Consider the following 213-nt stretch of genomic DNA (forward strand, 5'->3'; position numbering starts at 1 on the left):
TTCTAGTTCTTCGAACTTTTCCGTAATCAATTCATATTTTTCTATTAATGTACTGAGCTCTAATTTAGCCATGTTTGAACCCTCACGGATTCCAATTGAAACTTGAGCTACTCCTGTTAGTTCCTTTATTTTGCTGATCCCAATTCCACGTTTAACAACCTGTCTAACATGAATCAATATCTCTTCATTAGATAGCTTTACTAACTCATTGGG

General features: G+C 34.7%; 1 pseudogene. It reads right to left on the minus strand.

Annotation, left to right across the window (positions count from 1 at the left end):
- A pseudogene (locus AAHB15_RS30150) lies at positions 1-213 on the minus strand (IS110 family transposase); the annotation flags it as partial.

The organism is Bacillus sp. OTU2372, assembly GCF_038440275.1.
In the GTDB taxonomy this organism is placed as follows: Bacteria; Bacillota; Bacilli; order Bacillales; family Cytobacillaceae; genus Neobacillus; species Neobacillus bataviensis_B.